Below are 13402 nucleotides of genomic sequence, written 5' to 3'. Positions count from 1 at the left end.
GCGTTGTAGGCGCGCGGGAGCGGAATTCCAAGCGGAATGGCGGGGGCGGAAATGCGAAAGGGCGCCCGATGGGCGCCCTTGCAGCAGGTCCGACTGGAGCGGGCGATGAGATTCGAACTCACGACCCTAACCTTGGCAAGGTTATGCTCTACCCCTGAGCTACGCCCGCGCCGGTTGGACGAGGGGGGATGTATAAAGACCCGGGCGCAGCCGCAAGAGGGAAATTGCGCAAGGGGCGAAGATTCTCCCGCGCGCTGGCGGGCCGGCCGGAAGGGGCTGGTCTTGGCCGGCCGCCTGGCTTAGGCCAGGCGCGCAAGCAAAGGAGGCCCGGCGATGGCGGTGGCGGATCTGATGGCCCGGTCGGGCGGCCTGTGCGAATTCTGCGGCGCGGGCGCGGGGCTTGAGCCGGTCGAGGTGCCGCCGGCAGGCGAGGTGCTGCTGTGCCCGCTCTGCCGGGGCGACGAAGAGGCCCCCGCCGCGCATTGGCGCGCGCTGGAAGGTGCGGCCTGGAGCGAGGTTCCCGTGGTGCAGCTGGCGGTCTGGCGCAAGCTGGGTGCCCTGGGCGAACCCTGGGCCACCGAGGCTCGCGAGGGCATGCAGCTTGGCCCCGAGGTGCAGGCCTGGGCCGACGCACCGGCTGCGCTGGAGCATCGCGATTCGAACGGCGCGCTGCTGGCGCAGGGTGATACGGTGGTGCTGATCAAGGACCTGGCCGTGAAAGGCGCGAATTTCACCGCCAAGCGCGGCACGGCGGTGCGCGGCATCTCGCTGGTGCCCGACAATGCGGCCCAGATCGAGGGCCGGGTCGAAGGCCAGCGCATCGTCATCCTGACCGAGTTCGTCAAGAAGCGCTGAACCGGCGGGCAGCGACTCCTTCGAAGAAATCGCTCTGGCCTTGCCGCCTATTCCAGTTCGACCAGCAGGTCCTTTGCCTCAACCTGGGTTCCGGGATGAACATGGATCGCCTTCACCGTCGCCTCGCGGTCGGCGTGGAGGCCGGTCTCCATCTTCATCGCTTCCAGGGTCAGGAGGAGATCGCCGGCGCGGACCTTCTGGCCCGGCTTGACCGCGACGGCGGCCACGGCGCCCGGCATCGGCGCGCCGATGTGGCCGGGATTGCCCTCCTGCGCCTTGGGCTTTGCCGCGGACTTTGCCTTCACCGCACGGTTTGGCACGCGGATCACCCGCGGCTGGCCGTTCAACTCGAAGAACACCTTCACCTCGCCGTCCTCGGTGGTTTCGCCCACCGCCTGCAGGCGGATTTCCAGAGTCTTGCCCGGGTCGATCTCGACCGCGATCTCTTCGCCGGGCTGCATGCCGTAGAAGAAGGCCCGCGTCGGCAGGGTGCGTACGGGTCCATAGGCGCGGTGCCGGCCCATGTAGTCGAGGAAGACCTTGGGATACATCAGATAGCCGTTCAGGTCCTCGTCATCGACGGTGAACCCGTTCAGTTCGGCCGAGACCCTGGCCCGCGTCGCCTCAAGATCCACCGGCGGCAGCGACTTGCCAGGGCGCTCGGTCAGCGGCTTTTCGCCCTTGAGCACCTTGGTCAGGATGCCCTTCGGCCAACCGCCATGAGGCTGGCCGAGGTTGCCTTTCAGCATGTCCACGACCGAGTCGGGGAAGGCCACATCCACTGCCGGGTCTTCCACCTGCGCCCGGGTCAGCCCCTGGGCCACCATCATCAGCGCCATGTCGCCCACCACCTTGGACGAGGGCGTGACCTTGACGATGTCGCCGAACATGGCGTTTGCGTCGGCATAGGCCTGGGCGACCTCATGCCAACGTTCCTCGAGGCCAAGGCTGCGGGCCTGGGCTTTGAGATTGGTGAACTGCCCGCCCGGCATCTCGTGCAGGTAAACCTCGGAGGCCGGGGCCTGCAGGCCGCTCTCGAAGGCGGCGTACTGGCGTCGAACGGCTTCCCAGTAGTCGGACAACTTCCGGATCGCGCCGATGTCGAGGCCGGTGTCGCGCTCGGTGTGTCGCAGGGCCTCGACGATTGAGCCAAGGCAGGGCTGCGAGGTGCCGCCGGAGAAGGCGTCCATCGCGGCATCCACGGCATCCACCCCCGCATCGCAGGCGGCCAGCACGGTGGCGGCGGCGGCTCCGCTCGTGTCATGGGTGTGAAAGTGGATCGGCAGGCCGACCTCTTGCTTCAGCGCCTTGATCAGGACGCGCGCGGCGGCGGGCTTCAAGAGGCCGGCCATGTCCTTCAGGCCCAGCACATGGGCGCCGGCGGCTTTCAGCTCTTTGGCATGGGCAACATAGTACTTGAGGTCATACTTCGCGCGGGCGGGGTCCAGCAGGTCTCCGGTGTAACAGACGGTGCCTTCGCAGACCTTTCCGGCCTCGATCACGGCATCCATGGCAACGCGCATGTTCTCGACCCAGTTGAGGGAATCGAACACCCGGAACACGTCAACGCCGGTCTTGGCGGCCCGGAATACGAAGGATCGAACAACGTTATCGGGATAGTTGGTGTAGCCGACGCCATTGCTGGCGCGCAGCAGCATCTGCGTCATCAGGTTCGGCATGGCGGCGCGCAGGTCGCGCAGGCGCTGCCAGGGGCATTCCTGCAAAAAGCGGTAGGCGACGTCGAAGGTCGCCCCACCCCAGCATTCGACACTGAGCAGCTGGGGCAGGTGGGCGGCATAGGCAGGTGCGGCCTTGATCATGTCGATCGAGCGCATCCGGGTCGCCAGCAGCGACTGGTGGCCGTCGCGCATGGTGGTGTCGGTCACCAGCACCTTGGTCTGCGCCTTCATCCAGTCGGCCACCGCCTGCGGGCCGTGCTGTTCCAGCAGGTTGCGGGTGCCCATGGCGGGTTCGACCTTCGCCGCCGGGGCCTTTGGCGCCCGTGCCTCGGCCGGGGGCCGGGGGCGGCCGACCGTCTCGGGGTGGCCGTTCACGGTGATGTCAGCGATGTAGGTCAGGATCTTCGTCGCCCGGTCGCGGCGCTTGCGGAAATGGAACAGCTCGGGCGTCGTGTCGATGAACTTGGTGGTGTAGGTGTCGTTCAGGAAGGTCGGGTGCTTCAGGAGGTTGATGACGAATTCGATGTTCGTCGCCAGTCCGCGAATGCGGAACTCTCGCAGCGCACGGTCCATCCGGGCGATGGCCTTTTCCGGCGTCTGGGCATGGGCGGTGACCTTGACCAGGAGCGAGTCGTAGTATCGGGTGATCACGCCGCCGGCATAGGCCGTGCCGCCGTCCAGCCGGATGCCGTTGCCGGTGGCCGAGCGATAGGCGGTGAGGCGGCCGTAATCGGGGATGAAGCTGTTCAGCGGGTCTTCGGTCGTCACCCGGCATTGCAGGGCGTGGCCGTTCAACTTCACCTCTGCCTGCGACGCCACACCGGTCGCCTCGGGCAGGGGCCGGCCTTCCTCGATCAGGATCTGGGCCTGGACGATGTCGATGCCGGTGACTTCCTCGGTCACCGTGTGTTCGACCTGCACGCGGGGGTTCACTTCGATGAAGTAGAACTTGCCGGTATCCATATCCATCAGGAATTCGACGGTGCCGGCGCATTCGTAGGCCACATGCGCGCAGATGCGCCGGGCCATTTCGCAGACGTCCTCGCGCTGGGCCTGCGTAAGGTAGGGGGCAGGGGCGCGTTCGACGACCTTCTGGTTGCGGCGCTGCACGGTGCAGTCGCGTTCCCACAGGTGCCAGACGCTGCCCTGCTTGTCGCCCAGGATCTGCACTTCCACATGACGGGCGCGCTGGATCATCTTTTCCAGATAGCCCTCACCGTTGCCGAAGGCGGTTTCGGCCTCGCGCCGGCCCTCGCGGACCTTGGCCTCAAGCTCGTCTTCCGACAGGATCGGTCGCATGCCGCGCCCGCCGCCGCCCCAGCTGGCCTTGAGCATCAAGGGATAGCCCACCTCGGCCGCCTGGCGTTTGACCAGCGCCATGTCGTCGCCCAAGACCTCGGTCGCCGGGATGACCGGCACGCCGGCCGCCATGGCGACGCGGCGGGCCGATGCCTTGTCGCCCAGCGCGCGCATGGTTTCGGCGCGGGGGCCGATGAAGGTGAGGCCGGCCTGGTCGCAAGCCTCGACGAAATCGGGGTTCTCGGACAGCAGGCCGTAACCGGGGTGGATCGCGTCGGCGCCGGACATGCGGGCGACGCGGATCATCTCAGGGATCGACAGATAGGCGCCTACCGGCGTCAGGCCCTGGCCGATCAGATAGGCCTCATCCGCCTTGAAGCGGTGGAGCGACAGCTTGTCCTCCTCGGCATAGACCGCCACGGTCTTCTTGCCCATCTCGTTGGCGGCCCGCATCACGCGTATGGCGATTTCGCCCCGGTTGGCGATCAGGATCTTCTTGAATTCGGGCATCGGCATCTTCCCGGCGGTGGCGCTTGTGAAGCGGACACTCTAGGGGTGCTGCGGTGCGGCGCAAGAGCCGCTTGTCACGGGACTGCAAAGTTTGCGAAATATTCAGGACAGGGTTCGCAAGTGCAAAGCGATTTCCGGCGAGCAGCGGACCGTCAGTCCGCCGTTACCGCAAGATCCGGGCGAAAGGCGTGCAGGATCTGCAGGAAGATGCGCTTGCCCAGATAGGCGTTGTAGATCACGACCCTGCGCCGGTTGCGGCCGGTCAGCACATGGCTGCGCAGGCGGTCGACGCGGACCGAAGTGATCTCGTCCCAGGTCAGGAAGACCGGTCGCGCGCCGACTGGCAAGAGGCCATAGCCGGACGGGCCGATCACGCCGTCTTCATCCCATTCCAGATGGTAGGCGGGGGTCGTGGTCAGCAGGACGAGCGCCCCGAAGACTCCGGTGCCAAGGGCGGCGAAGCCCAGGACGGTGCTGCCGCTTTGCGACGCCGCCTGGGCCAGGATGACGGCCATTGCGAAAAAGCCCAGCACGTAGAACAGAAGTTGGCCGCGCGGCAGCCTCAGGCAGCCACGCCCGTCGGCCTGGATGACGGGCATGGCGCTTCGATTGCGCCAGCGGCACCACAGCGACAGGACCGCCATAAGGGCGATCGTCAGCCCGAGGCTGATCAGAGTGTTCTGGTCCATTTTGGTTGTCAGGGTCAGTCGTGGGGTGAAGCACAAGGTGCAAGGGGTTGCCGCGCCGTTCTTTTCCCGGACTTCGGCGGCATTGTGGCGGCGGCAAGGAACATTTGCCGAACAGTTCTTCCGCTTGGGACAATCCGGCGCTAATGTCGCAGCTATGGAGCCCCTGAACGACAACGACGCCTTCGAGGCCGCCGCGCTGCCGCTGTCGCGGCAGGCGATGGCGGCGCGGCCCAAACGATACCTTGATGACCTCAACCCTGCACAACGCGCAGCAGTTGAAGCCATTGACGGACCGTTGCTCATGCTGGCGGGTGCAGGCACGGGCAAGACCAAGGCGCTCATGGCGCGGGTTGCACACATCCGGACGCTCGAGTTGGCTCGGCCTGACGAAATTCTGGCGGTGACCTTTACCAACAAGGCCGCCCGCGAAATGAAGGAACGGCTTTCGAAGACGCCGTTTGATTTGCCAGAGCCGTTGAAATGGATGGGCACATTTCATGCCCTCTCCTGCAAAATTCTCCGCCACCACGCGGAGCTTGTGGGCTTGAAGCCCAGCTTCACAATTCTTGACACGGACGATCAGCTTCGCCTTCTGAAACAGCTGATAGAGGCGGCGAGAGTCGACGTTAAGCGTTGGCCGGCACGCTTCTTTTCGGGCTGGATTGAGAAACAGAAGAATAATGCTCGTCTTCCGCATCAAGTTCCCGATTCGGACGATGTGGAAGTCGATGCTGGCCGGGTGTTTGAAAAGGGAGACGCAACTGCGCCAGTGCGTTACTTTAACCGCCGAAACCCTGAAAGCGGTGCAATTGGCAGAGAAGTTGTTACGACGAAGCAGATTTACCGGCAGTATCAGGACCGCTTGAAGGCGCTCAATTCAGTCGATTTCGGCGACCTTACGATGTACTGTGTCGCCATCTTCAAGGCCTACCCGGACGTGCTGGCGCAATACCAGCGCTGGTTCAAATACATCCTGGTGGACGAATACCAGGACACCAACGTCTGCCAATACCTGTGGCTGCGGCTCTTGGCGCAGGCGCATCGCAACATCTGCTGCGTGGGCGACGACGACCAGTCGATCTATGGCTGGCGGGGCGCCGAGGTGGGCAACATCCTGCGGTTCGAAAAGGATTTTCCGGGCGCCAAGGTGATCCGGCTGGAACAGAACTACCGCTCGACCCCGCATATCCTGGCGGCGGCAAGCGGCGTGATCAGCGCCAATGCGTCCCGCTTGGGCAAGACGCTGTGGACCGAGGCGACCGAGGGCGAGAAGGTCCGCCTCATCGGCCATTGGGACGGCGAGGAAGAGGCGCGCTGGATCGGCGAAGAGGTCGAGGCAATCCAGCGCGGCACCCGCGGCTGGGCGCCGGTGGGCCTGAACCGCCAGGCGATCCTGGTCCGCGCCAGCCACCAGATGCGCGCCTTCGAGGACCGGTTCCTGACCATCGGCCTGCCCTATCGGGTGATCGGCGGGCCGCGGTTCTATGAACGGCAGGAGATTCGCGATGCCATGGCCTATTTCCGGCTGGCGGTGTCGCCCGACGACGATCTGGCCTTCGAGCGGGTGGTGAACCTGCCCAAGCGCGGCCTGGGCGACAAGGCGGTGCAGTCGATCCAGCGCGAGGCCCGATCGCAGGGCCTGACCCTGCTGGACGGCGCGCGTAGCCTGCTGGCGGCGGGCGGCATCGGCGGCAAGGGGGCGAACCAGCTGCGCGCCTTTTGCGACGGGGTCGAACGCTGGCACGCGGCGATCCGCGACGCCCAGCCTGACATGGCCGATGCGGTGATCGAGCCGCTTTACCCCGACACCGCTTCCGCGACCGACCTCAGCCATGTGCGGCTGGCCGAGGTGATCCTTGAGGAGTCGGGCTATGTCTCGATGTGGCAGAACGACAGGACGCCCGAGGCCGAGGGCCGGCTGGAGAACCTCAAGGAACTGGTCAAGGCGCTGGAGCAGTTCGACAGCCTGCAGGGGTTCCTGGAGCACGTCGCGCTGATCATGGACAACGACAGCGAGGACGCGGCCGAGAAGGTTTCCATCATGACGCTACATGCGGCGAAAGGGCTGGAATTCCCGGTGGTCTTCCTGCCGGGCTGGGAGGACGGGTTGTTCCCCAGCCAGCGCAGCATGGACGAAAGCGGCCTGAAGGGCATCGAAGAGGAACGCCGGCTGGCCTATGTCGGCATCACCCGGGCGGAAGAGCTGTGCACGATATCCTTTGCCTCGAACCGGCGGGTCTATGGGCAATGGCAAAGCCAGATGCCCAGCCGTTTCATCGACGAGCTGCCCGCGGCGCATGTCGAGGTGCTGACCCCGCCCGGCCTGATGGGCGGCGGCTATGGCGCGGCGGCAGCGTCCTTCGGCTCAAGCCTGGAAGACCGGGCAACCAAGGCCGATGTCTACAACAGCCCCGGCTGGCGGCGGTTGCAGGAACGGCAGGGGATGCGCCCCGTGAGCCAGCCGCGCGAGGCGAGGAACGTCACGATCGACCTTGAAGCGGAAAGCTCCTACACAGTGGGCGAGCGGGTCTTTCATGTGAAATTCGGCTATGGCCGGGTGACCGGGATCGAGGGTGACAAGCTGGACATCCTCTTTGACAAGGCGGGCGAGAAGAAGATCGTCGCCCGCTTCGTGATGCCGGCCGACATCGGCGACGAGATCCCGTTCTAGCGGCGCGTCGCCCAGGCCCGCTCCAGCGCGAAAAGCCCCAGTCCCGCCACCAGCCCCCAGAACGCCGCGCCGATGCCCAGGAAGGGCGCGCCCGCAGCGGTGATGACCAGCGTCAGCGAGGCCGCAAAGCGCTGCTCGGGCACCACATAGCCGGTGGTCAGGGCGCCGGTCAGCGCGCCCAGCAGGGCAAGCGCGACCAGCGCCAGCATCACCTCGGCCGGCAAGGCGCCCAGCAGGGCAAGGATCGCCGGACTGAACAGGCCCAGGGCCACCCAGACCCCGGCATAGGCAAGGCCGACCTTCCAGCGCTGGTCGCGGTCGGGGTGCACGTCGGGCCCCAGGCAGATCGCTGCCGTGATGGCGGCCATGCTGGTGGTGTGGGCGCCGAACAGCGCCGAGATGGCCGACAGCCCCCCGGTCACGCCCAGGGCGGATTGCACCGGCGGCTCATACCCCGCGGCGCGCAGGGTGGCAAAGCCGGGCAGGTTCTGTGACGCCATGGTGACCAGGTACAGCGGCAGCGCCAGGCCGATCATCGTGCCGGCGTCGAAGGCGGGCGCGATGAACTCAAGCCGCGGCAGGGGCAGGGTGAGGGCGGGCCAGATGGCCTCGCCTAGCGTGAAGGAAAGCGCCAGGCCCAGCGCCAGCGCAGACAGCACGGCCAGGGCCGGGTTCACCAGCCGCACCAGCGCGAAGACGGCGACCATCGGCAGGACCAGCACCGGGGCGGCCTGCGCGGCGCCCGCGCCTTTCAGGCAGAACGGAAGCAGCACCCCGGCCAGCATGCCGCCTGCGATGCCATCGGGGATCAATGCGACGGCGCGGCCGAGGGGTCTGAGGGCACCGGTCAGGGCGATCAGAAGGCCGGTCACCACGAAGGCGCCCACAGCTTGCGCCATGCCGATGCCGGAGGTTGCCGCGATCAGCGCGGCGCCGGGGGTGGACCAGGCCAGCACCACCGGCACCCGGTGCCAAAAGGACAGGAAAGCCGAGCCTGCGGCCTTGGCAAGGCTGATCGCCAGCACCCAGCTGGCGGTCTGCGACGGCGTCGCCCCCACCGCCGCTGCGGCCGACAGCACCAGCGCGATGGTCGAGCCGTAGCCCACCAGCGCGGCCACCACGGCCGCGGAAATCAGCGAAGCCCGCATGTCACCTGCCCTTCCGGGCGGCGACTATCGGGGGACGCAAGGCCAAGGGCAAGGGGGGGGAGGGGTGCGGCGGCGCCAGGGAGGAGGAGAGGCGCCGCCGCGGTTTCCGGAGGCCCGAGGGAGGAGGAGAGGGCCACCGAAGACGTTCGAACCGCATTGGTCCGGAAGGCAAAGGCGCGGCGGCTGCCAAGCGAGAATGAGTGGCTGCCGCCGCCTGCTTCGCCGGTTCCCAAGGGAGGAAGAGCGGGAACCGTCGAAACCGTCTGGCCCCGTGGGGCCGAAGAGGAGCGCGGCGGCGCCAAGGGAGGAGGAGAGGCGCCGCCGCTGGTTCCGGATGCCCAAGGGAGGAGGAGAGGGCCGCCGAACGTGTTCGGGCAAGAAGGCCCGGAAGAAAGTGCGGCGTCGTCAGGGAGGAGGAGAGACGACGCCGCGTTTGCCATGGACCCCGAGGGAGGAGGAGTGGGGCCCGAGCAAGAAACCCTATTTGCCGTAGGCGGCCTCGCGGGCCACATCGGCGATCGACAGCCGCGAGATGCCCAGTTCGGCGAGATCGCGATCGGACAGATTGCTCAGCTCGGCCAGCGTCCGGGAATAGACGCGGCGGCGTGCCAAGGCTGCACCAAGGGCTGCAAACAGCCCGGACGGGCGTTCAGTCGAACGTGTGGACAGGACGTATGCCATCTGACTCATGCCTCTGAAACCATCGGGGCAGCGTTCTGCCGCGCTGTCGAGAGAAAGATGGGGCAATTGCTGCACCTGCACAATGGCTGGGGAAAGCAATGCCGCCATGCAGCGGCCGCATGGCTGCGCGTTACGGAAACGTTAATATTTTCAGCATCTTTGCTGAATTATTGATCTCTTGGTCAATGCCGCCTTGCCCTTTGCCGAAAGAATGACGAGTCTGGCCCGATGCATGGGCGGCGGAGGAACGCATGACGGTCACGCGCGATATGGTCACCGGGGTTCTGGCAGGCATCGCGGCGCCCGGCGGGGGCACTCTGGTGTCGCGCGACCTGATTCGTGCGCTGACGGTCGAGGCCGGCACGGTGCGCTTCGTGATCGAGGCGGCGACGCCCGAGGAGGCCCGCGCCCTGGCCCCGGTCGAGGCCGCTGCAGAGCAGGCGCTGAAGGCCTTGCCCGGCGTGACCCTGGTGCAGATCGTGACGACGGCGCATGGCCCGGCCGCCAAGGCGCCGCCGCCCAACATCAAGATCGGTGGCCACCCGACGCCGCAACAGGGCGGGCCGCAAAAGGTGTCGGGTGTGGCGAAGATCATCGCGGTGGCCAGCGGCAAGGGCGGGGTGGGCAAGTCCACGGTGTCCTCGAATCTGGCCGTGGCGCTGGCGCGGGCAGGGCGGAAGGTGGGCCTTCTGGACGCCGACATCCTGGGGCCAAGCCAGGCCAAGATGATGGGCGTCACCACAAGGCCGATGAGCGCGGATGGCCAGACCATCCAGCCGCCCCAGGCGCATGGCGTGAAGATGATGTCGCTGGGCCTGATGCTGAAAGAGGACGAGGCGGTGATCTGGCGCGGCCCGATGCTGATGGGCGCGCTCCAGCAACTGATCGGCCAGGTGAACTGGGGCACGCTGGACATTCTGATCGTCGATCTGCCGCCCGGCACCGGCGATGTGCAACTGACGCTGTGCCAGCGCACCCAGTTGACCGGGGCGCTGATCGTCTCCACGCCGCAGGACGTGGCGCTACTGGATGCCCGAAAGGCCATCGACATGTTCGCCAAGCTGAACACGCCGGTCCTGGGCCTGATCGAGAACATGTCCACCTACATCTGCCCCAATTGCGGGCACGAGGCGCATATCTTCGGCCACGGCGGCGTGGCGGCCGAGGCGGCGCGGCTGGACCTGCCGTTCCTGGGCGAATTGCCGCTGTCGCTGGAAGTGCGCGAAGCTGGCGACGCCGGCACCCCCATCGCCGCCGGCGAAGGCCCGAACTCCGAGGCCTATGCGCGGCTGGCGCATCGGCTGATCGACGGCGGAATGGCCTGAGCGACCCCGGGGGCCGTCCTGGCGCCGGAAGCGAATCACAAGCTCTGGGAATGCGTGGGTTAGGGCAGGATTCCCGGCCGCCTGCGGCTCGATTCCAGGCGTTCCTGGGCTGATCTTTCCGCATTTGGCCGTTTCAACCGCGGATCCCTCGAAAAATTCGGGATGCCATGGGAATTTCGGTTCTCCCAGCGTCGCCACTATATCTAGGCGAAGCGGTTTCAGATTTCCCAATCTATAGCGATCACTCCGCCTCAATCTGCACAAGATGCTGCTTTGCGGCACCCGATTGCACAACATGTCGGGGCTATTCTCCCAATTTTTCCCTTGCCAGCCCATGTGTTCCCATGTCATCCCTTTCTCACGGAAGATGAAGCGGGCAAGACAAGACGCCAGGGGCGGCGCAAGACCCCGAACAAGGCGAACTAAGGCAGTTCATACAGGCAGCCCCTTTCATCGGACGACAGAGATCCGGCGCGCGAGCGAGCAGACATCTCCCCCAGGTGGCGCGCGTAGCTGGACGCCCAGCGATGGGACAGCGGCGGATCGGGTAGTGGCAGCAACCCGATCCGCCCATTTTATTTCGCGCGGGTGAAATCACGAAATCCGGGGCAGACAGAAGGCCGCAAGGCGCATGGCAGAGGCATTCAGAGGCGAATTCTACCAGAAGGTAGATGCCAAGGCCCGGGTCTCGATCCCGGCCGCCTTTCGCCGCATCCTCGATGCCGACGACAAGCCCCGGGCCGACAAGGAACAACCCCACGTCTATCTGGTCTATGGCGGCCGCAACCGCAGCTTCGTCGAAGGCTATTCCAAGCGCGGCGCGGATGATCTGGCCGACCAGATCGCCGCCATGGAACTGGGCTCGAAGGCGCGCATGCGGGCCGAGCGCGAGTTGATAAGCCGGTCCATCATGGTGGAACTGGAACCTGACGGGCGCATCGTCCTGCCGCCCAAGGTGCGCGAGAAGATCGGGCTCACGGACGGCGACCTGGGCAGCGCCGAGGCGGCCTTTGCCGGGGTGACGAACCGTTTCCGGCTGTATTCCCGCAAGGTTTATGATGCCGAACTGGCGGCGGATGCGGATGACGAGGACGAGGACGTCGATCCGCTGGCGTTGGTCGGACGCTCGGCAAGGGGCGGCTGATGTGATGCAACCCCGCGACGTGCTGCCCGCGCCCGACCCTCACATCCCGGTTCTCTTGACTCCGCTGATTGCTGCCGTGGCCCCCGTGCGGGGCCTTTGGATTGATGGCACCTTTGGCGCCGGGGGGTATGCGCGCGGCCTGCTGGCGGCAGGCGCCGACCGGGTGATCGGCATCGACCGCGACCCGCTGGCGCAGAAGCTGGCGGCGGCCTGGCTGCCGGATTTCCCCGCGATCACGCTGAAGACCGGCACGTTTTCCGACCTCGACACCCTGGCCGGCGAGCCGGTCGATGGCGTGGTGCTGGACCTGGGCGTGTCGTCGATGCAGTTGGACCGGCCCGAGCGCGGCTTCTCGTTCCAGAAGGACGGGCCGCTGGACATGCGGATGGGGCAGGACGGGCCGTCTGCGGCCGATCTGGTGAACACGGCGCCCGAAGAGGTGCTGGCCGACATCCTGTATCACTATGGCGAGGAACGCGCCTCGCGCCGGATCGCGCGGGCCCTCGTCGCCGCGCGGGCCGATGCGCCGATTGCCACCACCCTGCGGCTGGCCGAGATCGTCGCGCGTTGCCTGCCGCGGCCGAAGCCCGGCGACAGCCATCCCGCGACGCGCAGTTTCCAGGCGCTGCGCATCGCCGTGAACACGGAATTCGAGGAACTTGCCCAGGGTCTGGCTGCCGCCGAACGCATCCTGAAGCCTGGCGGAAAACTGGCGGTCGTCACCTTCCACAGCCTTGAGGACCGCATCGTGAAACGGTTCTTCCAGTTGGCGTCCGGCGCCGAGCCGGAGGCAAACCGCTACGCCCCGGCTCGGGGGGCGGTGCAGCCTCGGTTTCGGCTCGTCAACCGCAAGGCCATTGCGGCCGACCCCGACGAGGTGGCGCGCAACCCGCGGTCGCGGTCGGCCAAGCTGCGGGTGGGCGAACGAACCGACGCGCCGCCGCTGGCCCTGCCGCCCGCCGCTCTGGGCCTGCCCGAGATTCTCCGGAAAGGACGCTTCTGATGCGCTCGGTCCTCTACGTCGTTGCCTTCCTGGCCGTGATCGCCCTGGGTTTCTGGGCCTACCGCGAGAATTACGCCACCCAGGCCGCCCTGCGCGAGGTGCGCGGGTTGCAGGCCGAAATCGCCGACCTGCGCGAGGCGCTCTCGGTGCAACGCGCGGAATGGGCCTACCTGAACCGCCCCGACCGGCTGCGCGAGTTGACCACGCTGAACTTCGACCGCCTTGGCCTGTTGCCGATGGAGCCGGGCCAGTTCGTCGCCGCCGACCAGGTGGCCTATCCGGTGCCGGAAATCCCCGCGATCACCGGGCCGGTCCAGGTGCAGGGTGAGATCGACGCTGCGGCCGGCGCCGCCGCTTCGCCGGTCGCTGTCCCCGATGCCCCGGAAGAGGGTCTCTGA

At 66.7% G+C, this 13402-nt stretch carries 10 protein-coding genes and 1 tRNA gene; 6 read left to right on the top strand and 5 right to left on the bottom strand.

All coding sequences use genetic code 11. The features are described from left to right. Positions 1 to 94 precede the first annotated feature (94 nt). A tRNA-Gly gene (locus LHP98_RS10855) sits at positions 95 to 169 on the bottom strand. A gap of 164 nt (positions 170 to 333) precedes the next feature. Here LHP98_RS10855 and LHP98_RS10850 point away from each other — a divergent pair. Further along, positions 334 to 855: a PhnA domain-containing protein gene (locus LHP98_RS10850; RefSeq protein WP_227252560.1), complete on the top strand. Its 522-nt coding sequence runs from the start codon at positions 334 to 336 to the stop codon at positions 853 to 855. 47 nt (positions 856 to 902) lie between these two features. On the opposite strand, the gene LHP98_RS10845 is transcribed toward LHP98_RS10850, so the two are convergent. Together LHP98_RS10845 and LHP98_RS10840 are read right to left on the bottom strand one after the other, a co-directional pair. Beyond that, positions 903 to 4343 (bottom strand): pyruvate carboxylase, encoded by a 3441-nt coding sequence (locus LHP98_RS10845; RefSeq protein WP_227252559.1) that lies wholly within the window; start codon positions 4341 to 4343, stop codon positions 903 to 905. Between the two features lie 152 nt (positions 4344 to 4495). Then, a complete protein-coding gene (locus LHP98_RS10840) occupies positions 4496 to 5032 on the bottom strand; it encodes a hypothetical protein (RefSeq protein ID WP_227252558.1) in 537 nt (178 codons plus the stop codon). Positions 5033 to 5186: 154 nt separating this feature from the next. On the opposite strand from LHP98_RS10840, the gene LHP98_RS10835 reads away from it, so the two are divergent. Further along, positions 5187 to 7703, top strand: coding sequence for an ATP-dependent helicase (locus tag LHP98_RS10835; RefSeq protein ID WP_227252557.1), 2517 nt, complete (start codon positions 5187 to 5189; stop codon positions 7701 to 7703). Here LHP98_RS10835 and LHP98_RS10830 read toward each other — a convergent pair. Beyond that, complete coding sequence (locus LHP98_RS10830) at positions 7700 to 8851, bottom strand: benzoate/H(+) symporter BenE family transporter (RefSeq protein ID WP_227252556.1); 1152 nt, start codon at positions 8849 to 8851, stop codon at positions 7700 to 7702. The two genes, LHP98_RS10835 and LHP98_RS10830, sit on opposite strands and share 4 nt — an antisense overlap. Positions 8852 to 9331: 480 nt before the next feature. Beyond that, positions 9332 to 9640, bottom strand: coding sequence for a DUF1127 domain-containing protein (locus LHP98_RS10825; protein ID WP_227252555.1), 309 nt, complete (start codon positions 9638 to 9640; stop codon positions 9332 to 9334). A 143-nt stretch (positions 9641 to 9783) separates the two neighbouring features. On the opposite strand from LHP98_RS10825, the gene LHP98_RS10820 reads away from it, so the two are divergent. The 4 genes from LHP98_RS10820 to LHP98_RS10805 all read left to right on the top strand — a co-directional run bounded on the left by LHP98_RS10820 (position 9784) and on the right by LHP98_RS10805 (position 13402). After that, the gene (locus LHP98_RS10820; protein ID WP_227252554.1) at positions 9784 to 10857 is read left to right on the top strand and encodes an Mrp/NBP35 family ATP-binding protein; all 1074 of its coding nucleotides are present in this window, start codon (positions 9784 to 9786) and stop codon (positions 10855 to 10857) included. 631 nt (positions 10858 to 11488) lie between these two features. Then, positions 11489 to 12001: a division/cell wall cluster transcriptional repressor MraZ gene (locus LHP98_RS10815; protein WP_227252553.1), complete on the top strand. Its 513-nt coding sequence runs from the start codon at positions 11489 to 11491 to the stop codon at positions 11999 to 12001. Positions 12002 to 12005: 4 nt separating this feature from the next. After that, on the top strand, positions 12006 to 13004 hold the full coding sequence (gene rsmH, locus LHP98_RS10810; RefSeq protein ID WP_227252930.1) for a 16S rRNA (cytosine(1402)-N(4))-methyltransferase RsmH: 999 nt from the start codon (positions 12006 to 12008) through the stop codon (positions 13002 to 13004). Beyond that, positions 13004 to 13402, top strand: coding sequence for a cell division protein FtsL (locus LHP98_RS10805; protein WP_227252552.1), 399 nt, complete (start codon positions 13004 to 13006; stop codon positions 13400 to 13402). Before rsmH ends, LHP98_RS10805 begins: the two co-directional genes overlap by 1 nt.

This window comes from Rhodobacter sp. Har01 (genome assembly GCF_020564565.1).
Classification (GTDB): Bacteria; Pseudomonadota; Alphaproteobacteria; order Rhodobacterales; family Rhodobacteraceae; genus Pseudogemmobacter.
Note: the sequence above shows the minus strand (reverse complement) of the source record. Positions and strands in the feature narration are given on the sequence as shown.

Coding starts and splice junctions, on each gene's coding strand:
- LHP98_RS10850 (WP_227252560.1), top strand. CDS start 334: ATGGCGGTGGCGGATCTGATGGCCCGGTCGGGCGGCCTGTGCGAATTC.
- LHP98_RS10845 (WP_227252559.1), bottom strand. CDS start 4,343: ATGCCCGAATTCAAGAAGATCCTGATCGCCAACCGGGGCGAAATCGCC.
- LHP98_RS10840 (WP_227252558.1), bottom strand. CDS start 5,032: ATGGACCAGAACACTCTGATCAGCCTCGGGCTGACGATCGCCCTTATG.
- LHP98_RS10835 (WP_227252557.1), top strand. CDS start 5,187: ATGGAGCCCCTGAACGACAACGACGCCTTCGAGGCCGCCGCGCTGCCG.
- LHP98_RS10830 (WP_227252556.1), bottom strand. CDS start 8,851: ATGCGGGCTTCGCTGATTTCCGCGGCCGTGGTGGCCGCGCTGGTGGGC.
- LHP98_RS10825 (WP_227252555.1), bottom strand. CDS start 9,640: ATGGCGGCATTGCTTTCCCCAGCCATTGTGCAGGTGCAGCAATTGCCC.
- LHP98_RS10820 (WP_227252554.1), top strand. CDS start 9,784: ATGACGGTCACGCGCGATATGGTCACCGGGGTTCTGGCAGGCATCGCG.
- LHP98_RS10815 (WP_227252553.1), top strand. CDS start 11,489: ATGGCAGAGGCATTCAGAGGCGAATTCTACCAGAAGGTAGATGCCAAG.
- rsmH (WP_227252930.1), top strand. CDS start 12,006: ATGCAACCCCGCGACGTGCTGCCCGCGCCCGACCCTCACATCCCGGTT.
- LHP98_RS10805 (WP_227252552.1), top strand. CDS start 13,004: ATGCGCTCGGTCCTCTACGTCGTTGCCTTCCTGGCCGTGATCGCCCTG.